This window comes from Citrobacter sp. 172116965 (assembly GCF_013458095.1).
Classification (GTDB): domain Bacteria; phylum Pseudomonadota; class Gammaproteobacteria; order Enterobacterales; family Enterobacteriaceae; genus Citrobacter; species Citrobacter braakii.
Map to the genome: position 1 here is coordinate 813,676 of NZ_CP046673.1, position 26,851 is coordinate 840,526.

Below are 26,851 nucleotides of genomic sequence, written 5' to 3' on the forward strand. Positions count from 1 at the left end.
TATACGAGTTTTAAATACGGAACCGAGAATCTGATGAGTGACTATAAATCAACCCTGAATTTGCCGGAAACAGGGTTCCCGATGCGCGGCGATCTCGCCAAGCGTGAACCGGGAATGCTGGCGCGTTGGACTGATGATGACCTGTACGGCATCATTCGTGCGGCCAAAAAAGGCAAAAAAACCTTCATTCTGCATGATGGCCCTCCTTATGCGAATGGCAGCATTCATATTGGTCACTCGGTTAACAAGATTCTGAAAGACATTATCGTGAAGTCCAAAGGACTCACGGGATTCGACTCGCCTTACGTTCCGGGCTGGGACTGCCACGGTCTGCCTATCGAGCTGAAAGTAGAGCAGGAATACGGCAAGCCGGGCGAGAAGTTCACCGCCGCTGAGTTCCGCGCCAAATGCCGTGAATACGCAGCGACGCAGGTTGACGGTCAGCGTAAAGACTTTATCCGTCTTGGCGTGCTGGGCGACTGGTCGCATCCGTACCTGACCATGGACTTCAAAACTGAAGCCAACATCATTCGTGCGCTGGGTAAAATCATCGGTAACGGTCACCTGCACAAAGGTGCGAAGCCGGTGCACTGGTGCGTTGATTGCCGTTCCGCGCTGGCGGAAGCGGAAGTTGAGTATTATGACAAAACCTCCCCGTCCATCGACGTTGCGTTCCACGCCGCCGATCAGGACGCGGTAAAAGCGAAATTTGGCGTTTCTGACGTCAATGGCCCGATCTCACTGGTTATCTGGACTACCACCCCGTGGACGTTACCGGCGAACCGCGCAATCTCTCTGGCGCCTGATTTTGACTATGCGCTGGTGCAGATTGACGGGCAGGCTGTGATTCTGGCGAAGGATCTGGTTGAAAGCGTCATGCAGCGTATTGGTGCGGCTGAATACACTATTCTGGGCACCGTAAAAGGCGCCGAGCTGGAACTGCTGCGCTTTACCCATCCGTTTATGGGCTTTGACGTGCCGGCTATTCTTGGCGATCACGTTACGCTGGATGCGGGTACTGGTGCGGTCCATACCGCCGGCGGCCACGGTCCGGATGACTACGTCATTAGCCAGAAATACGGTCTGGAAATCGCTAACCCGGTTGGTCCGGACGGCGCATATCTGGCGGGTACCTATCCGGATCTGGACGGTGTGAACGTCTTTAAAGCCAACGACAAAATCGTTGCGCTGCTGAGCGATAAAGGCGCTCTGCTGCACGTTGAGAAGATGCAGCACAGCTACCCGTGCTGCTGGCGCCACAAATCGCCGATCATCTTCCGTGCGACTCCGCAGTGGTTCGTCAGCATGGATCAGAAAGGTCTGCGTGCGCAGTCGCTAAAAGAGATCAAAGGCGTGCAATGGATCCCGGATTGGGGTCAGGCACGTATTGAATCGATGGTTGCCAACCGTCCTGACTGGTGTATCTCCCGTCAGCGTACGTGGGGTGTGCCGATGTCTCTGTTTGTTCACAAAGACACCGAAGAGCTGCATCCGCGTGCTATCGAACTGATGGAAGAAGTGGCCAAACGCGTTGAAGTTGACGGCATCCAGGCGTGGTGGGATCTCGATCCGAAAGATATCCTCGGCGATGAAGCTGACCAGTATGTCAAAGTCCCGGATACGCTGGACGTGTGGTTCGACTCCGGTTCAACCCACTCATCCGTTGTGGACGTGCGTCCTGAGTTTGCAGGCCATGCGGCAGATATGTATCTGGAAGGTTCTGACCAGCACCGCGGCTGGTTCATGTCTTCTCTGATGATCTCCACTGCAATGAAGGGCAAAGCGCCATACCGTCAGGTACTGACCCACGGTTTCACCGTTGATGGTCAGGGTCGTAAAATGTCCAAGTCTATCGGTAACACCGTAAGCCCGCAGGACGTAATGAACAAACTGGGCGCGGATATTCTGCGTCTGTGGGTCGCTTCTACCGACTATACCGGCGAAATGGCCGTTTCTGACGAAATCCTGAAACGTGCTGCCGACAGCTATCGTCGTATCCGTAACACCGCACGCTTCCTGCTGGCGAACCTGAACGGGTTCGATCCGGTAAAAGATATGGTGAAACCGGAAGAGATGGTGGTGCTGGATCGCTGGGCGGTAGGTTGTGCACAAGCGGCGCAGGAAGAGATCCTGAAAGCTTATGAAGCCTATGACTTCCACGAAGTAGTACAGCGCCTGATGCGTTTCTGCTCCGTAGAAATGGGTTCGTTCTACCTCGACATCATCAAAGACCGTCAGTACACCGCGAAAGCGGACAGTGTGGCGCGTCGTAGTTGCCAGACTGCGCTGTTCCATATTGCAGAAGCGCTGGTTCGCTGGATGGCGCCGATCATGTCCTTCACCGCCGATGAAATCTGGGGTTACCTGCCGGGCGAGCGTGAGAAGTACGTCTTTACCGGTGAATGGTACGAAGGTCTGTTTGGCTTAGGCGAAACCGAAGCGATGAATGACGCCTACTGGGACGAGTTGCTGAAAGTGCGCGGCGAAGTGAACAAGGTCATCGAGCAGGCGCGTGCGGATAAGAAAGTCGGTGGTTCGCTGGAAGCAGCGGTTACTCTGTACGCTGAACCAGAACTGGCGGCGAAACTGACCGCGCTGGGCGAAGAGTTGCGCTTTGTTCTGCTGACCTCCGGTGCGACGGTTGCGGATTATGCAGCGGCTCCTGCTGACGCTCAGCAGAGCGAACTGCTTAAAGGTCTGAAAATCGTACTAAGCAAAGCCGAAGGTGAGAAATGTCCGCGCTGCTGGCATTACACTACCGATGTCGGCCAGGTGGCGGAACATGCAGATATCTGCGGACGCTGTGTCAGCAACATCGCCGGTGATGGCGAACAACGTAAGTTTGCCTGATGAGTAAGCCTCTATGTTCAACAGGACTACGCTGGCTGTGGCTGGTGGTAGTCGTGCTGATTATCGATTTAGGCAGCAAATACCTGATCCTCCAGAACTTTGCTCTGGGGGATACGGTGTCGCTGTTCCCGTCGCTTAATCTGCACTACGCGCGTAACTATGGTGCGGCGTTTAGCTTCTTAGCCGACAGCGGTGGCTGGCAACGTTGGTTCTTTGCCGGTATCGCCATTGGTATCTGCGTTATCCTGATGGTGATGATGTATCGCTCGAAGGCGACGCAGAAGCTAAACAACATCGCGTATGCGTTAATCATTGGCGGTGCGCTGGGCAACCTGTTCGACCGCCTGTGGCACGGCTTCGTGGTTGATATGATTGACTTTTACGTCGGTGACTGGCATTTCGCGACATTCAATCTTGCCGATACGGCGATCTGTATCGGTGCGGCATTGATTGTCCTCGAAGGCTTCTTACCGTCGAAAGAGAAAAAAGCCGCATAAAAAAATGCCGGATGGCGCTATGCTAATCCGGCTTACAATATACTGCGATTCTTGTGGGCCCGGTAAGCGTAGCGCTATCGGGCAAACAGGCGGCAGCAATTTTAAAGAGCAACCTGCATGTCTAAATCAGTACAGAGTAACAGTGCGGTGCTGGTGCACTTCACCCTTAAGCTCGACGATGGCTCCACCGCAGAGTCAACCCGCAATAACGGCAAGCCTGCGCTGTTTCGCCTGGGCGACGGTTCTCTGTCTGAAGGACTGGAACAACACCTGCTGGGGTTAAAAGAAGGTGATAAAACCACTTTTGCTCTGGAGCCGGATGCCGCCTTCGGCGTGTCCAGCCCGGACTTAATTCAGTATTTCTCGCGTCGGGAATTTATGGACGCGGGCGAGCCAGAAATTGGCGCTATCATGCTCTTTACCGCAATGGACGGCAGTGAGATGCCTGGTGTGATCCGCGAAATCAACGGTGACTCGATCACGGTTGATTTCAACCATCCGCTGGCCGGGCATACCGTTCATTTTGATATTGAAGTGCTGGAAGTCGAACCGGCACTGGAGGCGTAAAATGCAGATCCTGTTGGCCAACCCGCGCGGTTTTTGCGCTGGCGTAGACCGCGCTATCAGCATTGTGGAAAACGCGCTGGCTATTTACGGCGCACCGATTTATGTCCGTCATGAAGTGGTGCATAACCGCTATGTGGTGGATAGCCTGCGCGAGCGCGGCGCTATTTTTATTGAGCAAATCAGCGAAGTACCGGATGGCGCGATCCTGATTTTCTCCGCTCATGGCGTGTCTCAGGCGGTGCGTAACGAAGCCAAAGGCCGCGACCTCACGGTTTTTGATGCGACCTGCCCGCTGGTAACGAAAGTGCATATGGAAGTTGCCCGCGCTAGCCGTCGTGGTGAAGAGTCAATTTTAATTGGTCACGCCGGGCATCCGGAAGTTGAAGGCACGATGGGCCAGTACAGTAACCCGCAGGGGGGAATGTATCTGGTCGAATCACCTGAAGATGTGCTGAAACTGAATGTAAAAAATGAAGGCAAATTGTCCTTCATGACGCAGACTACTCTCTCCGTTGATGACACCTCTGACGTTATTGACGCGTTGCGAAGCCGTTTCCCGAAAATTGTCGGGCCGCGCAAAGACGATATCTGTTATGCCACGACCAACCGTCAGGAAGCGGTCCGTGCGCTGGCGGAGCAGGCCGATGTTGTGCTGGTGGTCGGCTCGAAAAACTCTTCTAACTCCAACCGTCTGGCTGAACTGGCCCAACGAATGGGGAAAGCGGCGTATCTGATTGACGATGCGACCGATATCCAGGAAGCGTGGGTGAAAGAAGCCAGGTGCGTGGGCGTGACGGCCGGTGCCTCGGCGCCTGATATCCTGGTGCAAAACGTGATTGCTCGCCTGCAGGAGCTTGGCGGTGGGGAAGCTATTCCGCTGGAAGGGCGTGAAGAAAACATCGTTTTCGAAGTACCGAAAGAGCTGCGTGTGGATGTTCGTGAAGTAGAGTAAGTCTTTCCGGTTACGATTATGAGAAGATGCCAGACTTAACGTCTGGCATTTTTTTATGGAGAAACCATGCGCTTACCGATCATTCTTGATACCGATCCCGGCATTGATGATGCTGCCGCTATTGCCGCCGCGCTGTTTGCCCCTGAGCTGGATCTGCAACTGATGACCACGGTAGCAGGTAATGTGTCGGTGGAAAAAACCACCCGTAATGCATTGCAACTGCTGCACTTCTGGAATGCGGATATTCCACTGGCGCAGGGGGCATCGATGCCGCTGGTGAGACCGCTACGAGATGCCGCTTCCGTACACGGTGAATCAGGTATGGAAGGGTATGAATTTGTCGAACATGACCGCCAGGTGATGGCAAAACCTGCCTTCCAGGCCATTCGCGATGCGTTGATGCATGCCCCGCAGCCTGTGACGCTGGTGGCAATTGGCCCCCTGACCAACATTGCGCTGCTGCTGACTCATTATCCTGAATGCATATTCAACATTCACCGTCTGGTGATTATGGGCGATTCTGCCGGGCGCGGGAACTTCACGCCAAACGCCGAGTTTAATATTGCTATTGATCCCGAGGCCGCCGCAAAAGTCTTCCAGAGCGGGCTGGAGATTGTGATGTGCGGGCTGGATGTCACTAATCAGGCCATGCTCACCCCTGACTATCTGGCGACGTTGCCGCAGCTTAACCAGACGGGAAAAATGCTGCACGCGCTGTTTAGCCATTACCGTAGCGGCAGTATGAATACGGGGCTACGAATGCACGACCTGTGCGCTATTGCCTGGCTGGTGCGCCCGGAACTGTTTACCCTGCAGCCGTGCTTCGTGGCGGTTGAAACCCAGGGTGAATATACCTCGGGTACGACGGTGGTGGACATTGAAGGACGTTTAGGGCATCCGGCAAATGCCCTGGTCGCGCTGGGGCTGGACGTTGAGGGGTTCCAGCAGTGGGTGGCAGAGGTACTGACGCTGGCACCTTGAGGCTGTGATCCGGCCCGCAATATGCAGATAGCGATAGCAGGTTAATCGATTAATCTGCTAATCTGATCCTGTTGTTCTCCTCGGGCCGGAGACACATATGAACCTTTCTTTTATCCAGCCACCGCAGGTGGCGTGGGCAAGCGGCGCTTTAGCTGATGGCCTGTTATTGCGTAAATCCACCCGTATTGAGGATCTTCCAGACGTTTTTGCCGATGAACACGCCCGTCAACAGCTGGCTGGCGAGCAGGTCGTGTATGACGTCGAGATGCTGGATACCTCTCCCGCTGAAGGTGAACTCTACACCGGCGTTACCCATCTTTACCCTGGCCGGGTCGGCTGTGAGTATTTTATGACTCGCGGGCATTTCCATGCGCGCCGCGAACAGGGGGAAGTCTATTTTGGTCTGCGTGGCACCGGTTTGCTGCTGTTGCAAACTGAGCAGGGCGACGCGAGGCTGGAAAAAGTATTCGCGGGATCTGTCCACATTATCCCCGGCTTTACCGCGCATCGGTTAATCAACACCGGGGAAGAGGTTCTGTCGGCGCTCGCCGTATGGCCAGGGATTGCGGGTCATGATTATGCAGCGCTCGCCAGCGGCTTCAGAATAAGGGTCTTTGAGGAAAATAAGACGGTTCAGGCGAAGGAGGTACAGAATGGGTGACTTAGCGCATTCTTACGGCCTGGATATGACGGTCCATCATCACCCGCTTGGTTTTAGCTATGGGGATGAGGTTACCGGGCCGATGCCGGAGATTCGTCAACTCGACCAGATTCGCGCCTCGCTGCGCGATCCGCACTGTGAAGGGCCGCAAGAGGTGTATGCCATAGCGATGGATGTGGCGCGAATGCAGGATCGCGAAGAGTTGAAAAAGCGGATGCTGTTGTTTGGCGTGGTGACCTATGCGGCGGGACGGCTGGGAGAAGAGCCGGTGCGTAGTCAGGGACATATTCATCGTATTAGTCAGCACAGCGGCTGGTCTCCGCCGGAGCTTTATGAAATCTGGCAGGGAAAAGCGATCATTTATATGCAGGAATATGTTGAGGACGACCCAGGCCGCTGTTTTGCTGTAATTGCCGGACCCGGTGAGAAAGTGTTGGTACCACCCGGTTGGGGGCATGCGACTATATCCGCAGACCCGGATGTACCGTTAACCTTTGGCGCGTGGTGCGATCGTGAATATGGTTTTGAGTACGACGCCGTGCGTGCGCATAAAGGACTGGCATGGTATCCGCTGCTGCAGGGCAACAACGTTATCTGGCAGCATAATCCGCGTTACATCCCTGGACGACTGCAGGCTGTTACGCCCAGACAATATACGGAATTCTCGATTACCTCCGCACCTGTTTATCAGCAATTCATCGAGGACCCGGCACGTTTCCAATTTATCTCACGCCCGGACAAGCACCCCGAGCTATGGCAAAACTTTCATCCATAAAAAAACCGGGGCATAGCCCCGGTTGTACCGTTTTCTTTGTGTTATCCCGCAAACAGGCCCGTGGCGACGCCGAGGGCGGCCAGTATCAACAGTAAAATCATCGCTTTCACTGGTGACACACCGCGCTTGGCCATCAGATACCAGGTACCAAGCACCACAATCAGCGGCAGTAACTGCGGGAAGATACCGTCCAGCATCTGTTGAACATGGATATTCACCCCATCTTTGGTAATAAACTCCAGTCCGGTGCCAAGTTTAACGTAGCTGGCCGCCACGCCCCCCATGACAAACACACCCAGCAGCGATAACGCTTCACGCAGACGGGCAGACTTGCTGCTCACCAGCATTTCCACCGAGCCAGAACCCATTTTGTAGCCTTTCAGGAACAAGAACCACGAACCGGGAATGATGATGGCCAGCCAGGCAACGGTATAAAACAGCGGCCCGAGAATGTTACCGCCGGCCGCCAGGGCCATGCCGATGCTGAGCAGGATAGGGATCAGCATGCCAGGGATCATTGAATCGCCGATCCCGGCAATAGGGCCCATCAGGCCAACCTTCAGGGTATTGATTGTCTCCCCATCGATCGGCTCACCGTTCGCTTTTTTCTCCTCCAGCCCCAGCACCATGCCGTTTACGATCGCGCCTATCTGGGGTTCCGTATTATAGAATGAGGCATGACGGCGCAGCATTTCAGTACGTTGGGCTGCGTCGGGATAGAGCTTTTTCGCCACCGGAAGCATACTCAGACAAAAGCCAAAAGATTCCAGACGTTCAAAACTCATCGATGACAAGTTGTGCATCATCCATGCGCGCCAGCAGCGGCGAAGATCTTTACGCGTAAGTGTACGTTCTTCCATCAGAATTCATCCTCATCATCATCGGCTACCGACTTTGCATTCGCGGCCTGCGGCGGTTCCGGTTTATAGTTGTAATGGATCAACGCCAACAGCGAACCGACGATCACTAGCGCGACCATGTTGAGTTTTAAAAATACGATGCAGACAAAACCGACGAGGAAGTAGATCAGCATGGTGTAGTTTTTGATGATCTGCTTTAGCAAAATCGCGATCCCGACGGCGGGTAAAATGCCGCCCAGTACGTTCATCGTTGACAGAACTATTTTCGGCAAGCTGTCCATAAAACCGCTGATGTATTGCGCGCCGAAGTAAACCGCAATAAAAGTCGGTACAAAACGCAGGACAAAGTTTGTCACCTGTGGCCAGATGGCGCTATTCAGGTAAATACCGCGTTCGTCGCCCCGTTCCAGCGCCACATCTGCCCGGTGATTCCAGAAAGAGTTCAGTACCATCATCGCGTTAAACAAAATGGTTCCGGCGATACCGATGGTCGCAGCCAGCGCGACCGCGACCTCGGGGCCTTTTCCTGAAAGGATCCCTAGGGCGATTGCGGGGTAAGCAACAAAGTTGAGATCGGCCGGCATCGAACCGCCAGGCGTTACCATCGCGATATACACCGCCTGAACCGCGACGCCAATCATGATCCCGGTTTTAATGTCGCCAAGAATTATCCCGACCAGCATTCCGGAAATCAGCGGGCGGGTGATCAGATACCAGCCGCCGGTCAGCCCCAGAAGCCAGGGACTGCTGAGGGCGCCGAGATAGCAAAGTATGCCAATCAACGTAGCTTCGATAATCATCGTGCGCTCCTTATTTCAGCTTCTGACGTGCGTCCTGCCAGCTGTAGCAACTGGCATCAGGAACCAGGCGAAACTCAACCAGGTGCCCATGTTGCGTCAGCCAGTCAAAGGCGGCAATTTCATCCCCGTTGACCGACTGATTCGGGCCGATGGTGGTGGTATCAGCACGCGCGCTCATCGGACCTACATTAATCTTGCCGTTGGCATTTTTCAGGCTGATACCTGCTTCTTCAATGCGTTTGAGCGTGACGGGTGATTTGCCAATGACGAAATAACGTTTCTCGCTGGCAATGACTTTTGGCAATTTTTCAATCGCGGTGGCCGTATCAAACAACCAAACTTTGGTGTCCTGTACGGCGCCTTTCATCACCGAAGAGAGCAAAGGGTCGGCCGCGACGGCGTCGTCTATAGCGACGATCCCATCACAGGGCAGCTCTTTGGCCCAACGTGTCACGAGCTGCCCATGGATTACGCGGTCATCGATACGTACAAAAGAAATACTCATAGTGGTTTCCTTTAAAAATCGTCGGACTGAACGGATAAAACCGGGGTGGCTTTAATCAGCGTGGGTATCGTCAGCGCCAACAGCTCGACGGTTGCGGCGTGAACATCCGTTAAATGGCAAATCTCCTCGCTTTGTAACAGCATCGGGAAATTGACCCCCGCTACGACGGCAACGGGAGGAACCGTTTGTGAAGAAAAAGCATGATGGCAGGCGACATTCCACGGCGTACCGCTTTGCATGTCACACAGCACCAGTACGCCGTCAGCGTCTTTTCCGGCACTGGTGAGAACCTGAGAGAACGTCGCTTTAAACCCTTCGATACCTGCCTGTTCACTCAGCGTAACGGGGTAAACATGCGGTAATTCTCCATAAACCATACGACCGCTGGCGAGAAGCGCGTCCGCCAGGGGACCATGCGTGGCAACAATTACGTTAATCATGCGCTTATCCTCTAACCCAGGCTTTAATCGTGGCGAGCTGTTGACCGACGCCTTTGCCAAACGGTGAAATACGATATTCTCCGACGGCGGCAGGGATGATAAAGGTCTCTGCATAGTTGACGACAAACGGGGGAAACGCACCGCTCGGGCTTTCAACAACGGCCTGCGCTCCTTCGACCAGGTTCAGGACGTTGACGCCGCCATGGGTATGGTGAGTGACCGGTGCCGTAAACCAATGGCGACGCGTTTCGATAAATTCGCGTTCGTGCATTCCGGTTCTTTCTTCCCGCCAACCCTCTCCTTCAGCCAGGGGTTCAATACGGTTGACGAGGTTGTCGTGCACCCATTGCGTGTCGCGCTGCCAGTCAATAACCTGCTGACCGTGATCCAGATGCACCGGACGCGGTAAGCCGTCTAACCCTAAGCGGCCCCAATCCCACAGCTTGAAGGTGAAGATATAGGGCGTTGCGCTGATCTCCAGCACCATGGTTCCTGCACCCGAGCAGTGTACGGTTCCGGCAGGGATCAGGAAGTGATCGTGTTTATGTGCGGGGATCTGGTTAACGAATCGTTCATCATCAAAGGTTTTTTCGCCACGACCCGCGGCCCGGAGGTCGTCGAGCATATCCTGCGGTGCGATCCCGGTTTTGGTCCCGAGATACACCACGGCGTCCGGCTCGGCTTCGAGAATGTAATAACTCTCATCCTGGGTATAGTGCATACCAAACTGCTGTTGAATGTACTCAGTGAGCGGATGAACCTGAAAACTCAAATTCTGGCCGCCAATAGTGTCGAGGAAGTCAAAACGGATCGGGAATTCCGCGCCAAAGCGCGCGTGAACTTTTTCACCCAGCAGGGGGCGGGGACAGGTCAGCACCAGATCCTGAGAGGGGATCTCGATCCGCACGTTGCCAAAACGCAGTAACAGGCTGTTTTCCTCGGGCACGCAATCAAAACACCACGCGTAATTGGGGGCTGAGGGATCGAGATCGAAGCGTTGTTTCATCCATTGCCCGCCCCAGACGCCTGGGTCAAAGAAAGGGGCAACGCGAAACGGTTGTTCGGTGGTTTGTTGCAGACCGGCGCGTAACGCGTCGCCGCTGACCATCGCGGGACTATTTTCTACCGTGGTATCGAGCAAATAATCGGCGCGTTTGAGTAACGGCGTTTTGTGTTTGTCGAATACCCGCCATTCAATGAAAAAAGCACGTTTGTAACGACGAAGAATATCTTCATCCTGGTTTTCTGCACCCCAGTTACCCAGCCCGTTATGACGCATACGCTGTTGAATTTCCCAGCGCGGAAGATCGGCATAAACCAGTACGTCACCAGGGTGTGCCAGCGCAGCGCCCGAGCCGTACACCACAACCAGCCCTGCGGTAACGGCATCAATCTGTTGGCGGAGTTGGCTGAGTTTGTCGCTATCAAAAAATTCATCCAGGTGATGACAGGAGAGAACGCCGAATACGCGATCGTCGGTAAGGTTACGCGCCAGTAAATCATGCAGGGCCTGCTCATCGCGGCGGGCGGATTCAATATTTAGCACCAGTGCGGTATCTAATGTCGTAACAAGCTGTTGCTCCAGCTCGTCAAGCCGCACGCCCGGATAGCAATCCACGATCAATACGGTTTTGGCGGCGGTAGAAACCCTGGTGTTAAGCACTGAATGAATTGACGACCAACCCTGCCAGGCGTGGTTGTCATAGCCCTGAACGTTAACCTCAGGGAATTTATTATAGGTTGTACGCATATTCTGTCTCCGTGTTGGCTTATTTAAGATTAATCGATTAACCTTATTTTCATAGTGTGGTTAACGCGATTAACCCGCCATAATCAGAATCCAGTGCGGTGAAATGCACGTTAGCGTGATGTGAATCACACGTAAAAAGGCAATATTTCGGTTATTCGATTAACCTTCGAAATAAACAGGAGAGGTCATGACTACAGTCACGCTGGCGCAGGTTGCTGAACGCGCGGGAGTCTCCACGGCAACCGTTTCAATGGTGTTGCGTAACCGGGGGCGCATTTCTCAGGCCACACGTGACAGGGTGCTCAAAGCGCTGGATGATGCCGGCTACGTTTATAATCAAACCGCCGCTAACCTGCGTAACCGGAGCAGTAATCAGGTCGGATTGTTGTTACACGATATCACTAACCCTTTTTACGGTGAGATGACTGCAGGGCTAAGCCATGAGATGGAGCGGCATGACCTGCTTCTGTTTCTGGCAAACAGTGAAGAGTCAGGAGAAAGGCAGCAAAAATTTGTCGACTCGTTGATGCGCAATAATGCCTGCGGCATGGTGCTCTGCGCGGCGCGCGAAACACCGACCTCCTTCTTCGAGGCGCTGAAAAGGCGCAATATTCCCGCCATCATGGTGGTTCGCCCTCTTAGCGATCCTGATTTTGATTTTGTGGGAACCGATAACTTTCTCGGTACGCAAATGGCCACCACCCATTTAGTCAAAATGGGGCATAAGAATATTGCGTTTATCGGTGGTAGCCCAAGTTCCGGGAGCCGGGCACAGCGTATCGGTGGATTCACCAGCACGTTGCTGGAGCAGGGAATATCGCCGAATCCGCAATGGATAGTGGCGACGCAGGCCAGCCAAATTGACGGCGCAAAAGTGGCAGAGTCGCTTCTTATGCGGTTCCCGGAAATTACCGCCGCCGTTTGTTATCAGGATATTGTGGCGCTTGGGGTTATGCAGGCATTACGTAAAATGGGGCGTGAACCAGGGCGCGATTTTGCGCTGGTGGGGTTCGATGACATCACCGAAGCTGCGCTGGTACAACCTGCGCTCACCACCGTGTCGGTGGCCGCAAAAGAGATAGGTCGCAAGGCTGGGGAGCTACTTTATAGTCGCATTCAGGGAAATGACGAACCTCCGAAACGCATTATTCTGCCACCTGCGCTGGTGGTCAGAGAATCATGTGGTTTTCGCTGATCGTCATGCCTTTTACTGATATCTCTCCCTGTTTATCATTAAATTCTAATTATCGACGTTTTCGGCTGGCGGCGCAGCGATGTGCTGGTTAATCTGAAAACGATTTACGTAAAATTAACAAAAGAGAATAGCTATGCATGATGCACAAATCCGCGTTGCCATCGCGGGAGCCGGAGGGCGCATGGGGCGTCAGTTGATTCAGGCCACTCTTGGCATGGATGGCGTACAGCTCGGCGCGGCGCTGGAGCGCGAAGGTTCTTCTTTGCTGGGAAGCGATGCGGGAGAATTAGCGGGAGCCGGTAAAACGGGCGTTACCGTGCAAAGTAGTCTTGAGGCGGTGAAAGATGATTTTGATGTTTTCATCGATTTTACTCGCCCGGAAGGCACGCTGGCGCATCTGGCGTTTTGCCGCCAGCACGGTAAAGGGATGGTGATTGGCACCACTGGCTTTGATGACGCGGGCAAACAGGCTATTCGTGATGCTGCGCAGGACATTGCTATCGTTTTCGCCGCGAACTTTAGCGTTGGCGTTAACGTCATGCTTAAGCTGCTGGAGAAGGCGGCGAAAGTGATGGGTGATTACACCGATATTGAGATTATTGAAGCCCATCACCGTCATAAAGTGGATGCGCCGTCAGGCACTGCGCTGGCGATGGGGGAGGCGATTGCCGGGGCGCTGGATAAAGATTTAAAAGAGTGTGCCGTCTATTCGCGTGAAGGTTACACCGGTGAGCGCGTACCCGGTACGATCGGTTTTGCCACGGTGCGGGCGGGAGATATCGTTGGTGAGCATACCGCGATGTTTGCCGATATTGGCGAGCGCATTGAGATCACGCATAAAGCCTCCAGCCGCATGACCTTTGCCAATGGCGCAGTACGATCGGCAATTTGGCTGAAATCAAAGTCAAACGGTCTTTTTGATATGAAAGATGTGCTTGATTTACGCAATTTATAACTTTTATTACCCTTCGTGATGTGGTTATTGTAATCATAACTATTTGATTACATGGGGCAATATTTTATTGCCCTTTTATTTTTCGCTTTTTAATTTGATTTTTTATTTAATGACCTATTTGTTTATGTTTTGCAGGGTTATTTTGTTATTTCAATGTAAATTTTGACCAAATGGTCCACTTTTATCTATCGCGCTTCCTGTTTTTACACTCTTTATCTTCCGCAAGCGTTTTCCACCCCAAGTTAGCTGATCTTTTTGCCTGTTAAATCGTGTGTTTTATCCCAGTGGCGTAAAATAATAATAAAAAATGCCCTTTTGGGTAGACTTTTACGTGGGCTATCTCTAGAATGCCGCCGTTTGCCAGAAATCCATAGGTAAGCAAATTTGCATTGATTCATGTGGTGTTAATGAATTAATATGCAAATAAAGTGAGTGAATATTCTCTGGAGGGTGTTTTGATTAAGTCAGCGCTATTGGTTCTGGAAGACGGAACCCAGTTTCACGGTCGGGCCATAGGGGCAACAGGTTCGGCGGTTGGGGAAGTCGTTTTCAATACTTCAATGACCGGTTATCAAGAAATCCTCACTGATCCTTCCTATTCCCGCCAAATCGTCACTCTTACTTATCCTCATATCGGTAATGTCGGCACTAATGAAGCCGATGCAGAATCTTCTCAAGTACATGCGCAAGGCCTGGTCATCCGCGACCTGCCGCTGATTGCCAGCAACTTCCGCGATACCGAAGACCTCTCTTCTTACCTCAAACGCCATAATATTGTGGCAATTGCCGATATCGATACCCGTAAGCTGACGCGTTTGCTGCGTGAAAAGGGCGCTCAGAACGGCTGCATTATCGCGGGTGATAACCCGGATGCGGCGCTGGCGCTGGAAAAAGCGAAAGCCTTCCCAGGTCTGAACGGCATGGATCTGGCGAAAGAAGTGACCACCGCGGAGCCTTATAGCTGGACACAAGGTAGCTGGACGCTGGCCGGTGACCTGCCGGAAGCTAAATCCGCCGATGAACTGCCGTTCCACGTAGTGGCCTACGATTTTGGCGCTAAACGTAACATTCTGCGTATGTTAGCGGATCGCGGCTGCCGCCTGACGGTTGTGCCGGCGAAAACCTCTGCTGAAGATGTTCTGAAGATGAATCCGGACGGTATCTTCCTGTCCAACGGTCCTGGCGATCCGGCGCCGTGCGACTACGCGATTACCGCGATTCAGAAATTCCTCGAAACCGATATTCCGGTATTTGGCATCTGCCTCGGCCATCAACTGCTGGCGCTGGCAAGCGGTGCGAAGACCATTAAGATGAAGTTTGGCCACCACGGCGGCAACCATCCGGTAAAAGATATTGATAACAACACCGTGATGATCACCGCTCAGAACCACGGTTTTGCGGTCGATGAGGCCTCCATGCCTGCCAACCTGCGCGTGACCCACAAGTCGCTGTTCGACGGCACCCTGCAGGGGATTCATCGTACCGACAAACCGGCGTTCAGCTTCCAGGGGCACCCTGAAGCAAGCCCGGGTCCACACGATGCTGCGCCGCTGTTCGACCACTTTATCGAGTTAATTGAGCAATACCGTCAGTCCGCGAAATAATCAGGAGTAAAAGAGCCATGCCAAAACGTACAGACATAAAAAGTATCCTGATTCTGGGCGCGGGTCCGATCGTTATCGGTCAGGCGTGTGAGTTTGACTATTCCGGCGCGCAGGCGTGTAAAGCCCTGCGTGAAGAGGGTTACCGCGTTATTCTGGTGAACTCCAACCCGGCGACCATCATGACCGACCCGGAAATGGCCGATGCCACCTACATCGAGCCGATTCACTGGGAAGTGGTACGCAAAATCATTGAGAAAGAGCGCCCGGATGCGGTGCTGCCAACCATGGGCGGTCAGACGGCGCTGAACTGTGCGCTGGAGCTGGAACGCCAGGGCGTACTGGCTGAGTTCGGCGTGACCATGATTGGCGCGACGGCGGATGCTATTGATAAAGCGGAAGACCGTCGTCGCTTCGACATCGCGATGAAAAAAATCGGTCTCGATACCGCACGTTCAGGCATCGCTCACACCATGGAAGAAGCGCTGGCGGTTGCCGCTGACGTCGGCTTCCCGTGCATTATCCGTCCGTCCTTCACCATGGGTGGCACCGGCGGCGGTATCGCCTACAACCGCGAAGAGTTTGAAGAAATTTGCGAACGCGGTCTGGATCTTTCCCCAACCAACGAACTGCTGATTGATGAATCGCTGATTGGCTGGAAAGAGTACGAGATGGAAGTGGTGCGTGATAAAAACGACAACTGCATCATCGTCTGCTCCATCGAAAACTTCGACGCGATGGGCATCCATACCGGTGACTCCATCACCGTTGCGCCAGCCCAGACGCTGACCGACAAAGAATATCAAATCATGCGTAACGCCTCGATGGCGGTACTGCGTGAAATCGGCGTTGAAACCGGTGGTTCTAACGTCCAGTTTGCGGTAAACCCGAAAAACGGCCGTCTGATTGTTATCGAGATGAACCCGCGCGTCTCCCGTTCCTCGGCGCTGGCGTCCAAAGCAACCGGCTTCCCGATTGCTAAAGTCGCAGCCAAGCTTGCGGTAGGTTACACCCTCGACGAACTGATGAACGACATCACCGGCGGGCGGACTCCGGCTTCGTTTGAGCCGTCCATCGACTACGTTGTGACGAAAATTCCACGCTTCAACTTCGAGAAATTTGTTGGCGCTAACGACCGTCTGACCACCCAGATGAAATCTGTCGGTGAAGTGATGGCGATTGGCCGCACCCAGCAGGAGTCTCTGCAAAAAGCGCTGCGCGGTCTGGAAGTGGGCGCGACCGGCTTCGACCCGAAAGTAAGTCTGGATGACCCGGAAGCGCTGACCAAAATCCGCCGCGAGCTGAAAGACGCGGGCGCCGAGCGTATCTGGTACATCGCCGATGCTTTCCGTGCTGGCCTGTCCGTCGATGGCGTGTTCAACCTGACCAACATCGACCGCTGGTTCCTGGTGCAGATTGAAGAACTGGTGCGCCTGGAAGAAAAAGTCACAGACCTTGGCATCAACGGCCTCGACGCTGACTTCTTGCGCGTACTGAAGCGCAAAGGTTTCGCCGATGCGCGTTTGGCGAAACTGGCCGGCGTACGCGAAGCGGAAATCCGCAAGCTGCGTGACCAATATAACCTGCACCCGGTCTACAAGCGCGTGGATACCTGCGCGGCAGAATTTGCCACCGACACCGCTTACATGTACTCCACTTATGAAGACGAGTGCGAAGCGAATCCAACTCAGGATCGCGACAAGATTATGGTGCTGGGCGGTGGTCCAAACCGTATCGGTCAGGGCATTGAATTCGACTACTGCTGCGTACACGCCTCGCTGGCGCTGCGCGAAGACGGTTACGAGACCATCATGGTCAACTGTAACCCAGAAACCGTTTCTACCGACTACGATACTTCCGACCGTCTGTACTTCGAGCCGGTAACGCTGGAAGACGTGCTGGAAATCGTGCGCATCGAGAAGCCGAAAGGCGTTATCGTGCAGTACGGCGGCCAGACTCCGCTGAAGCTGGCGCGCGCGCTGGAAGCGGCAGGCGTGCCGGTTATCGGCACCAGCCCGGATGCTATTGACCGTGCGGAAGACCGTGAACGCTTCCAGCAGGCGGTTGACCGTCTGAAGCTGAAACAACCGGCTAACGCCACCGTGACCGCCATTGAAATGGCGGTTGAGAAGGCGAAAGAGATTGGCTACCCGCTGGTGGTGCGTCCGTCCTACGTTCTCGGCGGCCGCGCGATGGAAATCGTCTACGACGAAGCCGACCTGCGTCGCTACTTCCAGACCGCGGTCAGCGTTTCTAACGATGCGCCGGTACTGCTGGACCGTTTCCTTGATGACGCGGTAGAAGTGGACGTGGACGCCATCTGCGACGGCGAAATGGTGCTGATTGGCGGTATCATGGAGCACATCGAACAGGCGGGCGTGCACTCCGGTGACTCCGCATGTTCTCTGCCTGCGTATACCCTGAGCCAGGAAATTCAGGATGTGATGCGCCAGCAGGTGCAGAAACTGGCCTTCGAACTGCAGGTTCGCGGTCTGATGAACGTCCAGTTTGCGGTGAAGAATAACGAAGTTTACCTGATTGAAGTGAACCCGCGTGCGGCGCGTACCGTTCCGTTCGTCTCCAAGGCAACGGGCGTACCGTTGGCGAAAGTTGCAGCGCGCGTGATGGTCGGGAAAACGCTGGCACAGCAGGGCGTCACCAAAGAAGTTATCCCGCCGTACTACTCGGTAAAAGAAGTGGTGCTGCCGTTCAACAAGTTCCCGGGCGTTGATCCGCTGTTAGGGCCAGAAATGCGCTCTACTGGTGAGGTGATGGGCGTGGGCCGTACCTTCGCGGAAGCGTTCGCCAAGGCACAGCTCGGCAGCAGCTCCACCATGAAAAAACAGGGTCGTGCGCTGCTCTCCGTTCGCGAAGGCGATAAAGAGCGCGTGGTTGACCTGGCGGCGAAGCTGCTGAAGTTTGGTTTCGAGTTGGATGCGACGCACGGCACCGCGATTGTGCTGGGCGAAGCCGGTATCAATCCACGTCTGGTGAACAAGGTGCATGAAGGCCGTCCGCACATTCAGGACCGTATCAAGAATGGCGAGTACACTTACATCATCAACACTACCGAAGGCCGTCAGGCGATTGAAGACTCCAAGCTGATTCGCCGCAGCGCACTGCAGTACAAAGTGCATTATGACACCACCCTGAACGGCGGTTTCGCAACGGCGATGGCGCTGAATGCCGATGCTACCGAGAAGGTGACCTCGGTTCAGGAAATGCACGCGCAGATCAAAAAGTCATAAAAAAAAGGTCCGGTGATAATTGCGCTAACCGGGCCTGCAATATAATTGGGAAAGGGTTTCTGTAAAGAAACCCTTTTTTTATCTCTCATAAGGTCATTCCTGGCCAACCGCGCTTTCATAACCACATTTTCAATGTAATAAGCACGATGTTGCTCACACTAATCAACATTCAAGTCGCATACTATCCATTATATCCACAATTTTAATGTGGCTTAGTTTTTATTAATTTAGACAGGCCGTAGCCAGATTTTTAATTTGTGAAATGGTGTGCTTATGTGTGAAAAATATGTTGAAAGACCGCTTTATTTGTTAATTGCTGACTGGATGATGGCTGAAGATCGTTGGATCACAGCAAAGGAAATTTCCCGCCATTTTGATATTGAACACTGCAAAGCAATTAATACGCTCTCTTATATTCTGTCGGAAGTGGGAGAAATTGTTTGTGAAGTTAAGATGATCCCTAATCAAATTGCAGGCCGCGGCTGCCAGTGCCAGCGTTTGGTGAAAGTCATTAGTATTGATTCTCATCTCTACAGACGATTGAATCACAATTTGCAGGAAAAAAAGGTGAGTGTGGCGAAAACGCCGCGACTGCCAGCGGTTCCCCCAACAGAGCTTAACCGTGAGCAGAAATGGCAGATGATGCTCTCCAAGAGCATGCGTCGATAATGGTGATTTGCCGGATCGGCGTGAGCGCTTCTCCGGCATAAATTACCGTGCTGATTTTGGCTTTACGTCCGTCGTGCCTTTCAGGCGCGGTCGGTTTTTTTCGACCTGCGTTAATGGCAAGGTTTCGTGTAGTCCTGTTTGGCAGCGGATTGCAAGGTCCTGATATTCTTTGGTGTTCAGCCGTTTCCAGTACAGCTCCTGGTCCGTGACTTCACGCAGTACGCGAACCGGTGAACCAACCAGCATCTGCCTTGCCTCTCCCTGAAATCCGGCTTTGACAAAGCTCATGGCGGCGACAATGCTCTCTTCGCCAATCACCGCACCGTCCATAATCACGCTGTTCATGCCAATCAGTGCATCTCTGCCCACCACGCAGCCGTGCAGAATTGCGCCATGGCCGATGTGTCCATTCTCATGCACGATAGTATCGGTGTCGCAATAGCCGTGCATGATGCAGCTATCCTGCAGGTTAGAACCGGCTTCCAGAATCAGGCGACCATAGTCACCGCGCAATGAGGCGTGTGGACCAATATAAACCCCGGCCCCCACAATGACATCGCCAATCAGCACAGCGCTGGGATGGACATAGGCATCCGGATGTACCACCGGAATCAGGCCCTCAAAGGCGTAATAGCTCATTGTCTTATCTCGGTTTTATTGCCGGATTGCGGCGTAAATACCTTATCCGGCATAGGCACATTAACGACCTTTCCATACCGGATCGCGTTTTTCCGCAAATGCCTGTGGTCCTTCGAGCGCATCTTCCGAGTGCAGCACCGATGGATAGTGCTTCAGCACACCGCTGCGGATGTACCGGTAGCCTTCTTCCACCGGCATTTCGCTGGTCGCACGGTAAATCTCTTTCAGCGCGGCGATAGCCAGCGGGGCGCTATTCACCAACTGCTGCGCCAGTTCGCGCGCGCTATCCATCAGTTCGCTCTGGCTGACAACGCGGTTGACGATGCCCCAGCGCAGTGCTTCTTCGGCGCTCATTCGTCTGCCGGTCATCACCATTTCGTTAACGATTGCCGGTGGCAGCAGTTTAGGTAAACGCAGTACGCCGCCGCTGTCAGGCACGATCCCGAGTTTTGCTTCCGGCAGCGCGAAGCTGGCATTTTCCGCACAGACGATAAAATCCGCCGCCAGCGCCAGCTCAAAACCGCCGCCAAACGCGTAGCCGTTTACCGCGGCGATGACCGGCTTATCGAGGTCGAAAATTTCGGTTAAACCAGCGAAGCCGCCTGGGCCAAAATCGGCATCTGGCGCTTCACCTTCGGCCGCCGCTTTTAAGTCCCAGCCCGCAGAAAAGAATTTCTCTCCGCCGCCGGTGATAATTGCTACGCGTAATTCCGGGTCATCACGAAAATTAAGAAAAGCTTCCCCCATTGCAAAGCTGGTTTTAGCGTCAATGGCATTGGCTTTAGGCCGGTCAAGGGTAATTTCCAGGATCGGGCCGTTACGGGTCAGATGTAATGATTCACTCATAGTTCATCTCCAGATAATTAGGTTTCCCGGCCGGAGGAATTCCGACCGGAAGGGTTATTTCAGATTTTTTTTGATTATTTTTCCTGAACAATTGCGCGGCAGGTCGGTTCTTATCTCCATAAAAGAAGGAACCTTGAATTTCGCCATATTGTTTTCGCAGAAGCTGAAGAACTCAGCTTCGCTTAATGTTTCACCCTCATTAAGGACGACAAAAGCTTTAATGGCTTCATCGCGGATCGAGTCTTTAATACCGACAATCACAATGTCCTGAATTTTCGGATGCGCAGAAATAATATTTTCCAGCTCGACGCAGGAGACATTTTCCCCACCGCGTTTAATCATGTTGCAGCGTCTGTCGACGAAATAAAAAAAACCGTCCGCATCCTGGTAACCCGAATCACCGGTATGTAACCACCCTTCAGGTTCCAGCGCTTTGGCAGTAGCGTCGGGTTGCGCGTAGTACTCTTTGAAGATTGTTTTTCCCGGCACGCCTTTAATGCAGATTTCGCCAATTTCTCCGGCGGGCAGGGGACGGTTGTGATCGTCACGGATTTCGGCTTCATAGCTAAAACCCACGCGACCAATAGAAGGCCAGCGCCGTTTGTCTCCAGGGCGATCGCCAATAATGCCCACGATGGTTTCGGTCATACCGTAGGAGGTCAGTAGTCTGACGCCAAAGCGTTCGATAAAGGCATCTTTTTCCTGTTCGGATAAATTGAGATAGAACATCACTTCGCGCAGGTGATGCTGTCTGTCCGTTGGGGCTGCGGGTTGGACCATCAGCGTTCTGATCATCATCGGGATGCATTCGGTGACCGTCGCCTGATATCTACGCACCTGATCCCAGAACGCCCTGGCGCTGTACTTCTCCACCAGCACAAAGGTGCTGCCTGCGGAGAAGGCGGCCATGGCAGCCGTACACTGACAGTCGATATGAAAAGCGGGCATCACCGTCATATAGACGTCATCATCGCGCAGAGCGATTTGCCAGGAGGTGTAGTAGCCCGCAAAGCGCAGGTTGTAGTGGGTAATCACCACCCCTTTAGGCCGCGAGGTGGTGCCTGAGGTAAACAGAATTTCCGCCGTATCGTCAGTGGATAACGCAGGCGTATAGCACAGATTAGTCGACTGGCGGGCTTGCAGTTGGGTAAAGTGGCTCACGCCGTCGTCAACCGGAAGCTGCTCGCCAATCAGACAGATATGATTAAGCGGAGTGGTATTTTCCAGCCGTATCTGGCGGTACATAGGATAAAACTCGGCACTGGTGACCAGCAGGCTCACCTGGCTGTTTTGCAGGATCCAGGCGCTCTCTTCGCCCAGCAAGCGGGCATTAATCGGCACCATAATGGCACCAATTTTTGCCAGTCCAAACCAGCAAAAGATAAATTCCGGACAGTTATCCAGATGCAGTGCGACCTTGTCGCCCTTGCGGATCCCTAAGGAATGGAAAAGGTTCGCCGTGCGGTTTATCTCTTCATTGAGCGAGGCATAGCTATACTGCCGAACGATTCCTTCGCAGGATTCGAAAATTAACGCCGTTTTATCTCCGTACACCCCGGCCAGGTCGTCCCACATCTGACGTAAGTTTTGTCCGCCAACGATATCCATAATGCTTTATCCACTGAAATCAGGCGTGAGCGCTAACCAACCAGCAGGTCAGCGCGTCGCGTTTATTCCTCAACTCTGGCCAGGCCTTTGCCGACCAGCTCATTTATGTCTGCTTCGCTATAACCAATGTTTTTCAGAATGGCGGCGGTATCCATGCCGTGTGACGGCATGCCACGCCAGATTTTCCCTGGGTTGTTTTTAAATTTCGGCATGATGTTCGGCCCTTTGCAGGTGCGGCCGTCCATCGTTTGCCACTGAGTAATGGATTCACGGGCAACGTACTGCGGGTTGCCTTCCAGTTCAGGAATGGTCAGTACCTTCGCGCAGGCGATATTCAGCTCAGCAAAGCGCGCCTGGACTTCGGCGATAGTGTGCGTTGCCAGCCAGGCATCCAGTTTCTCTTCCACGAGCGGGCCGTAAGGGCATTCCACGCGATGGATAAGCTGGGTACCTTCCGGGACTTCCGGTGTGCCAAGAATGTGGGCGAGGCCAATATCATTGAAGCACTCGTTGATTTGCGTGATGCCGACCAGCTCCATGACGATATAGCCATCGGCGCATTTATAGAGACCGCAGCCAGCGTAATACGGGTCTTTGCCTTTGGTCATGCGTGGACAAATTTCGCCGCCGTTGAAGTAGTCCATCATGAAGTACTGACCCATACGCAGCATCACTTCGTACATGGCGATATCAATGCTTTCACCCTTACCCGTTTCGCGTACTTTGTGCAGGGCTGCCAGCGCTGCTGTCGTTGCGGTCATCCCGGAGAAGTAATCGGCGGTGTACGGGAAGGCCGGCATCGGCTGATCAACATCACCGTTTTGGATCAGATAGCCGCTGAACGCCTGCGCGATGGTGTTATATGCCGGAAGATTGGTGTACTCCTCGGTACCAAACTGGCCGAAGCCGGAAAGGTGGGCGATAACCAGTTTTGGGTTATGTTCCCACAGCACGTCATCGGTAATGCCGCGGCGAGCAAAGGCCGGGCCTTTACTGGCTTCAATGAAAATATCGGTGGTTTCCATGAGCTTCAGAAACGCTTCCCGGCCTTCATCTTTGAAAATATTCAGCGACAGGGCGTGCAGGTTGCGGCGTGAGAGCTGTGGATAGTTAGGTTGCACGCGGATGGTATCGGCCCATGCGACGTTTTCAATCCAGATAACCTCAGCACCCCATTCGGCGAACATCTGTCCGGCGAACGGGCCGGCAATTTCGATCCCTGAAAAAACCACGCGTACCCCGGCAAGTGGGCCAAAGGTTGGCATTGGTAAATGATTCATAATTTTGCTCCTGGCATTTTTTGTAGGCCCGGTAGGCGCAGCGCCACCGGGCATGTTGCCGGATGGCGGCGTAAACGCCTTATCCGGCCTACGAATCGTGCTGAATTAGCGGTATTGCTTGAGTACCGCACGACCCAACGTCAGGATCTGCATTTCATCAGAGCCACCAGAAACACGGTCAACGCGCAGATCGCGCCAGAAACGCGTGATGCGATGGTTACCCGCGATACCTACACCGCCCAGCACCTGCATGGCGGTATCGACCACTTCAAACGCGGCGTTGGCGCAGAAGTATTTGCACATTGCCGCATCGCCCGAAGTGATGGTGCCGTTATCCGCTTTCCATGCCGCTTCAAGCAGCATGTTTTTCATGGAATTCAGTTTGATCGCCATATGCGCGAACTTCTCCTGAATCAGCTGGAAGCGGCCGATCGTTTCGCCAAACTGCACGCGCTGATTGGCGTAGCGCGCGGCGTCTTCAAAAGCGCACATTGCCGTACCGTAGTTGGTCAGCGCGACGAGGAAACGTTCATGATCGAACTCTTCTTTCACGCGGTTGAAACCATTACCTTCCCGACCGAACATGTCTTTCTCGTCCAGTTCAACGTCGTCAAAGGTGATTTCACAGCAGCTATCCATGCGCAGACCGAGTTTCTCCAGCTTGTTGACCTTGATACCCGCTTTGCTCATGTCAACGAACCACTCGGTGTAAACAGGTTTATCCGGCGATGCACCATCTCTCGCCATAACCACGATGTACGGGGTATAGGCGCTACTGGTGATAAAGCACTTACTGCCATTAAGATAAACCTTACCATTTTTACGTGTATAAGTGGTTTTCAGGCTGCCAACATCCGATCCCGCTCCCGGTTCGGTGATGGCAGAGTTCCACATCTGCTTACCGGTTCCCTGGAACGCCATGATTTTATCGATTTGTTCCTGAGTCCCTTCACGCAGGAACGTGTTAAAACCGCCCGGTAACTGGTACAGCACATAGGTTGGTGCGCCCAGGCGTCCGAGTTCCATCCAGACTGCAGCGACGGTAACAAAACCCGCTTCCAGTCCACCGTGTTCTTCCGGAATCAACAGGCTATCGATGCCCATATCCGCCAGTGCTTTAACAAAACGCTCAGGGTAGACGCTGTCACGATCGCACTCGGCAAAATAAGCTTCCCAGTTCTCACTGGCCATCAATTCACGAATACCGGCGACAAACAGCTCCTGCTCGTCATTTAAGTTGAAATCCATCTTTCAGCCTCTTGATCAATTGGGTTAATTAGAATTACTTGTCTTTCCAGTGCACTTTGGCGTCTTTAATAAAGGACAGCGTCACCATGATGTTGACGAAGAACAGCGGGCATCCTCCGGCGATAATCGCGGTCTGAATCGGCTTCAGCCCACCCAGCGCCAGCAGAACGATACCGATGATGCCGACCAGAACGGACCAGCCGATACGCACTAACAGCGGCGGTTCTTCACCATCGCGGACTTCACGACAGGTGGACATCGCCAGGGTGTAAGAGCAGGCGTTAATCAGCGTCACGGTGGCAATAAAGCAGAGGATGAAGAATCCCCACATGGTGGCGGTGCTGAGCGGTAGAGCAGCCCAGGTTTCGATAATGGCGCGCGCCACACCGTGTTGTTCAATCAGCTGCGGGATATTGAGAACGTTTTTATCCATCAGCAGCAGCGTGTTGCTGCCAAGGACTGTCCACAGGATCCAGGTCGACGCGGTCAGGCCCAGCACCATCCCGAAGCACAGTTCACGGACGGTACGACCACGAGAAATACGGGCCAGGAAGATACTCATCTGGATGGCGTAAATGACCCACCACGCCCAGTAGAAGACGGTCCAGCCCTGTGGGAAGCCGCCTTTACCGATGGCATCGGTATAGAACAGCATGCGCGGCAGATACATCAACAGCATGCCGACGGAGTCGGTGAAGTAGTTCATGATGAAGCTGGCGCCGCTGACGATAAATACCCAGCCCAGCATCAGGAAGCTCAGATAGCTACGCACGTCGCTGGCGATCTTGACCCCTTTTTGCAGGCCGCAGGCCACGCAAATGGCGTTCAATATGATCCAGCAGGTAATGATGATTGCGTCGAGTTGCAGCGTATGCGGAATACCGAACAGATACTGCATGCACTCGGTTACCAGCGGAGTGGCCAGACCGAGGCTGGTACCCATCGCGAAGATCAGCGCCACCAGATAGAAGTTATCGACGATGGTGCCGAACAGCCCTTTCGCATGCTTCTCGCCCACTAACGGTACCAGCGTGGAGCTGGGACGGATGACGTCCATCTTGCGCACAAAGAAGAAGTAGGCGAAAGCCACAGAAAGGAAACTGTAGGTTGCCCACGGCAACGGTCCCCAGTGGAACAGGCTGTACGCCAGGCCCAGCTCTTTCGCGCCCGTGGAGTTAGGCGCGAGAGCAAACGGCGGGGTGGAGATGTAGTAGTAGATCTCGATGGAACCCCAGAACAGCACCGCGGCGGATGTACAGGAAGCGAACATCATAAAAATCCAGCTGGTGGTACTAAACTCTGGTTTTTCGTCGCCTAATTTCTTTTTGGCATACGGGCCAAAGACCAACCAGAACCAGCCGAAGAGCATGACGACCATATACCATTCAAATGCCCAGCCCCAGACATTGGTGACATAACTGAATACCGCATTAATAACGACGTTAGCGGCATCGAGATCTCTTACAGTTAGCCAACAAAGTATCCCAACTATTATTAATGGCGGAAAAAAAACCTTCGGTTCAATTCCCGATTTTCTCTTTTCATTTTTCATAAGTGAATTCCAGTGTGAAAACGAAACTTATTTAGCGTGCCCGTGCATGATCGTTTGTTTATTTATTATTAATGATTTGTTGATAACTTTTTAACCTCTGGGAGCGCCACAGTGAGTAACCCATAATGAGTATTCATATCGGGTGGTTCTGTTATCTTCGTCACACTTTTTTATGCTGAGTAATTCGCTCAAAAATTTGATATTTTTTGTTTGTAATCAATTGGTTGGCTGTGGTTTTTTAACTTTTTTAAGTGACTGGCGTTCAATATTGTTGAACCCGCAGACAATATTGAAAATTTTCATATTTGACGTGATTCTTTCAATATTGGTGAGGTGCATAACACTATTGAAAGTTACGAATTTCAATGTGTG

The 26,851-nt window shown here is 53.2% G+C and carries 23 protein-coding genes; 12 read left to right on the plus strand and 11 right to left on the minus strand.

The annotated features are described in order from the left end of the window. Positions 1 to 33 precede the first annotated feature (33 nt). The 7 genes from ileS (at position 34) to GPJ68_RS04025 (ending at position 7,283) form a co-directional block, all read left to right on the plus strand. Positions 34 to 2,850 (plus strand): isoleucine--tRNA ligase, encoded by a 2,817-nt coding sequence (gene ileS, locus GPJ68_RS03995; RefSeq protein WP_016151638.1) that lies wholly within the window; start codon positions 34 to 36, stop codon positions 2,848 to 2,850. After that, positions 2,850 to 3,347 carry a signal peptidase II gene (gene lspA, locus GPJ68_RS04000; protein ID WP_003018932.1) on the plus strand — a complete coding sequence of 166 codons (498 nt, stop codon included), beginning with the start codon at positions 2,850 to 2,852 and terminating at the stop codon, positions 3,345 to 3,347. The genes ileS and lspA overlap by 1 nt, the downstream gene beginning before the upstream one ends. A gap of 117 nt (positions 3,348 to 3,464) precedes the next feature. Next, positions 3,465 to 3,914 carry an FKBP-type peptidyl-prolyl cis-trans isomerase gene (gene fkpB / locus GPJ68_RS04005; RefSeq protein WP_003018929.1) on the plus strand — a complete coding sequence of 150 codons (450 nt, stop codon included), beginning with the start codon at positions 3,465 to 3,467 and terminating at the stop codon, positions 3,912 to 3,914. Position 3,915: 1 nt separating this feature from the next. Beyond that, entirely contained in the window at positions 3,916 to 4,866 is a 951-nt protein-coding gene (ispH, locus tag GPJ68_RS04010; protein ID WP_047500149.1) for a 4-hydroxy-3-methylbut-2-enyl diphosphate reductase, read from the plus strand. 66 nt (positions 4,867 to 4,932) lie between these two features. After that, entirely contained in the window at positions 4,933 to 5,847 is a 915-nt protein-coding gene (rihC, locus tag GPJ68_RS04015) for a ribonucleoside hydrolase RihC (RefSeq protein ID WP_180837140.1), read from the plus strand. Between the two features lie 97 nt (positions 5,848 to 5,944). After that, complete coding sequence (locus GPJ68_RS04020) at positions 5,945 to 6,508, plus strand: glucose-6-phosphate isomerase family protein (RefSeq protein WP_016151641.1); 564 nt, start codon at positions 5,945 to 5,947, stop codon at positions 6,506 to 6,508. Further along, complete coding sequence (locus tag GPJ68_RS04025) at positions 6,501 to 7,283, plus strand: glucose-6-phosphate isomerase family protein (RefSeq protein ID WP_047414458.1); 783 nt, start codon at positions 6,501 to 6,503, stop codon at positions 7,281 to 7,283. The genes GPJ68_RS04020 and GPJ68_RS04025 overlap by 8 nt, the downstream gene beginning before the upstream one ends. A gap of 41 nt (positions 7,284 to 7,324) precedes the next feature. Here the strand turns inward: GPJ68_RS04025 and GPJ68_RS04030 are convergent, their stop codons facing one another. From GPJ68_RS04030 to GPJ68_RS04050, 5 genes are read right to left on the minus strand one after another with little or no spacing between them, the layout of a single operon-like run. Further along, positions 7,325 to 8,143, minus strand: coding sequence for a PTS system mannose/fructose/sorbose family transporter subunit IID (locus tag GPJ68_RS04030; RefSeq protein WP_016151643.1), 819 nt, complete (start codon positions 8,141 to 8,143; stop codon positions 7,325 to 7,327). Beyond that, positions 8,143 to 8,943 carry a PTS sugar transporter subunit IIC gene (locus GPJ68_RS04035; protein ID WP_016151644.1) on the minus strand — a complete coding sequence of 267 codons (801 nt, stop codon included), beginning with the start codon at positions 8,941 to 8,943 and terminating at the stop codon, positions 8,143 to 8,145. The genes GPJ68_RS04030 and GPJ68_RS04035 overlap by 1 nt, the downstream gene beginning before the upstream one ends. Before the next feature lie 10 nt (positions 8,944 to 8,953). After that, positions 8,954 to 9,448, minus strand: coding sequence for a PTS sugar transporter subunit IIB (locus GPJ68_RS04040; protein WP_003837349.1), 495 nt, complete (start codon positions 9,446 to 9,448; stop codon positions 8,954 to 8,956). An 11-nt stretch (positions 9,449 to 9,459) separates the two neighbouring features. Continuing rightward, positions 9,460 to 9,888: a PTS sugar transporter subunit IIA gene (locus GPJ68_RS04045; RefSeq protein ID WP_180837142.1), complete on the minus strand. Its 429-nt coding sequence runs from the start codon at positions 9,886 to 9,888 to the stop codon at positions 9,460 to 9,462. Positions 9,889 to 9,892: 4 nt separating this feature from the next. Next, entirely contained in the window at positions 9,893 to 11,638 is a 1,746-nt protein-coding gene (locus tag GPJ68_RS04050; protein ID WP_049042500.1) for a class I mannose-6-phosphate isomerase, read from the minus strand. A 187-nt stretch (positions 11,639 to 11,825) separates the two neighbouring features. Between GPJ68_RS04050 and GPJ68_RS04055 the strand changes: the two genes are divergently transcribed. The 5 genes from GPJ68_RS04055 (at position 11,826) to caiF (ending at position 19,306) form a co-directional block, all read left to right on the plus strand. After that, positions 11,826 to 12,833 (plus strand): LacI family DNA-binding transcriptional regulator, encoded by a 1,008-nt coding sequence (locus GPJ68_RS04055; RefSeq protein WP_016151647.1) that lies wholly within the window; start codon positions 11,826 to 11,828, stop codon positions 12,831 to 12,833. Positions 12,834 to 12,966: 133 nt separating this feature from the next. After that, a complete protein-coding gene (gene dapB, locus GPJ68_RS04060) occupies positions 12,967 to 13,788 on the plus strand; it encodes a 4-hydroxy-tetrahydrodipicolinate reductase (protein ID WP_047358348.1) in 822 nt (273 codons plus the stop codon). Positions 13,789 to 14,243: 455 nt separating this feature from the next. Beyond that, positions 14,244 to 15,392 carry a glutamine-hydrolyzing carbamoyl-phosphate synthase small subunit gene (gene carA / locus GPJ68_RS04065; RefSeq protein WP_003018918.1) on the plus strand — a complete coding sequence of 383 codons (1,149 nt, stop codon included), beginning with the start codon at positions 14,244 to 14,246 and terminating at the stop codon, positions 15,390 to 15,392. 17 nt (positions 15,393 to 15,409) lie between these two features. Further along, positions 15,410 to 18,637, plus strand: a complete 3,228-nt coding sequence (carB, locus tag GPJ68_RS04070) for a carbamoyl-phosphate synthase large subunit (RefSeq protein WP_016151650.1) — start codon at positions 15,410 to 15,412, stop codon at positions 18,635 to 18,637. 273 nt (positions 18,638 to 18,910) lie between these two features. After that, positions 18,911 to 19,306, plus strand: coding sequence for a carnitine metabolism transcriptional regulator CaiF (caiF, locus tag GPJ68_RS04075; RefSeq protein WP_016151651.1), 396 nt, complete (start codon positions 18,911 to 18,913; stop codon positions 19,304 to 19,306). A gap of 42 nt (positions 19,307 to 19,348) precedes the next feature. Here the strand turns inward: caiF and caiE are convergent, their stop codons facing one another. The 6 genes from caiE to caiT form a co-directional block, all read right to left on the minus strand. Continuing rightward, entirely contained in the window at positions 19,349 to 19,945 is a 597-nt protein-coding gene (caiE, locus tag GPJ68_RS04080; RefSeq protein WP_104651544.1) for a carnitine operon protein CaiE, read from the minus strand. A gap of 60 nt (positions 19,946 to 20,005) precedes the next feature. Beyond that, the gene (gene caiD, locus GPJ68_RS04085) at positions 20,006 to 20,791 is read right to left on the minus strand and encodes a crotonobetainyl-CoA hydratase (RefSeq protein WP_000004376.1); all 786 of its coding nucleotides are present in this window, start codon (positions 20,789 to 20,791) and stop codon (positions 20,006 to 20,008) included. A gap of 54 nt (positions 20,792 to 20,845) precedes the next feature. Beyond that, entirely contained in the window at positions 20,846 to 22,399 is a 1,554-nt protein-coding gene (gene caiC / locus GPJ68_RS04090; protein ID WP_016151653.1) for a crotonobetaine/carnitine-CoA ligase, read from the minus strand. A 62-nt stretch (positions 22,400 to 22,461) separates the two neighbouring features. Then, entirely contained in the window at positions 22,462 to 23,679 is a 1,218-nt protein-coding gene (gene caiB / locus GPJ68_RS04095; RefSeq protein ID WP_016155668.1) for an L-carnitine CoA-transferase, read from the minus strand. 105 nt (positions 23,680 to 23,784) lie between these two features. Further along, complete coding sequence (caiA, locus tag GPJ68_RS04100; RefSeq protein WP_003018898.1) at positions 23,785 to 24,927, minus strand: crotonobetainyl-CoA dehydrogenase; 1,143 nt, start codon at positions 24,925 to 24,927, stop codon at positions 23,785 to 23,787. A gap of 34 nt (positions 24,928 to 24,961) precedes the next feature. Beyond that, complete coding sequence (gene caiT, locus GPJ68_RS04105; RefSeq protein WP_016151655.1) at positions 24,962 to 26,479, minus strand: L-carnitine/gamma-butyrobetaine antiporter; 1,518 nt, start codon at positions 26,477 to 26,479, stop codon at positions 24,962 to 24,964. Between the last annotated feature and the right edge of the window lie 372 nt (positions 26,480 to 26,851).

Bases quoted from the DNA above. Each gene is read 5' to 3' on its own strand.
- ileS (WP_016151638.1), top strand. From the start codon at position 34: ATGAGTGACTATAAATCAACCCTGAATTTGCCGGAAACAGGGTTCCCG.
- lspA (WP_003018932.1), top strand. From the start codon at position 2,850: ATGAGTAAGCCTCTATGTTCAACAGGACTACGCTGGCTGTGGCTGGTG.
- fkpB (WP_003018929.1), top strand. From the start codon at position 3,465: ATGTCTAAATCAGTACAGAGTAACAGTGCGGTGCTGGTGCACTTCACC.
- ispH (WP_047500149.1), top strand. From the start codon at position 3,916: ATGCAGATCCTGTTGGCCAACCCGCGCGGTTTTTGCGCTGGCGTAGAC.
- rihC (WP_180837140.1), top strand. From the start codon at position 4,933: ATGCGCTTACCGATCATTCTTGATACCGATCCCGGCATTGATGATGCT.
- GPJ68_RS04020 (WP_016151641.1), top strand. From the start codon at position 5,945: ATGAACCTTTCTTTTATCCAGCCACCGCAGGTGGCGTGGGCAAGCGGC.
- GPJ68_RS04025 (WP_047414458.1), top strand. From the start codon at position 6,501: ATGGGTGACTTAGCGCATTCTTACGGCCTGGATATGACGGTCCATCAT.
- GPJ68_RS04030 (WP_016151643.1), bottom strand. From the start codon at position 8,143: ATGGAAGAACGTACACTTACGCGTAAAGATCTTCGCCGCTGCTGGCGC.
- GPJ68_RS04035 (WP_016151644.1), bottom strand. From the start codon at position 8,943: ATGATTATCGAAGCTACGTTGATTGGCATACTTTGCTATCTCGGCGCC.
- GPJ68_RS04040 (WP_003837349.1), bottom strand. From the start codon at position 9,448: ATGAGTATTTCTTTTGTACGTATCGATGACCGCGTAATCCATGGGCAG.
- GPJ68_RS04045 (WP_180837142.1), bottom strand. From the start codon at position 9,888: ATGATTAACGTAATTGTTGCCACGCATGGTCCCCTGGCGGACGCGCTT.
- GPJ68_RS04050 (WP_049042500.1), bottom strand. From the start codon at position 11,638: ATGCGTACAACCTATAATAAATTCCCTGAGGTTAACGTTCAGGGCTAT.
- GPJ68_RS04055 (WP_016151647.1), top strand. From the start codon at position 11,826: ATGACTACAGTCACGCTGGCGCAGGTTGCTGAACGCGCGGGAGTCTCC.
- dapB (WP_047358348.1), top strand. From the start codon at position 12,967: ATGCATGATGCACAAATCCGCGTTGCCATCGCGGGAGCCGGAGGGCGC.
- carB (WP_016151650.1), top strand. From the start codon at position 15,410: ATGCCAAAACGTACAGACATAAAAAGTATCCTGATTCTGGGCGCGGGT.
- caiF (WP_016151651.1), top strand. From the start codon at position 18,911: ATGTGTGAAAAATATGTTGAAAGACCGCTTTATTTGTTAATTGCTGAC.
- caiE (WP_104651544.1), bottom strand. From the start codon at position 19,945: ATGAGCTATTACGCCTTTGAGGGCCTGATTCCGGTGGTACATCCGGAT.
- caiD (WP_000004376.1), bottom strand. From the start codon at position 20,791: ATGAGTGAATCATTACATCTGACCCGTAACGGCCCGATCCTGGAAATT.
- caiC (WP_016151653.1), bottom strand. From the start codon at position 22,399: ATGGATATCGTTGGCGGACAAAACTTACGTCAGATGTGGGACGACCTG.
- caiB (WP_016155668.1), bottom strand. From the start codon at position 23,679: ATGAATCATTTACCAATGCCAACCTTTGGCCCACTTGCCGGGGTACGC.
- caiA (WP_003018898.1), bottom strand. From the start codon at position 24,927: ATGGATTTCAACTTAAATGACGAGCAGGAGCTGTTTGTCGCCGGTATT.
- caiT (WP_016151655.1), bottom strand. From the start codon at position 26,479: ATGAAAAATGAAAAGAGAAAATCGGGAATTGAACCGAAGGTTTTTTTT.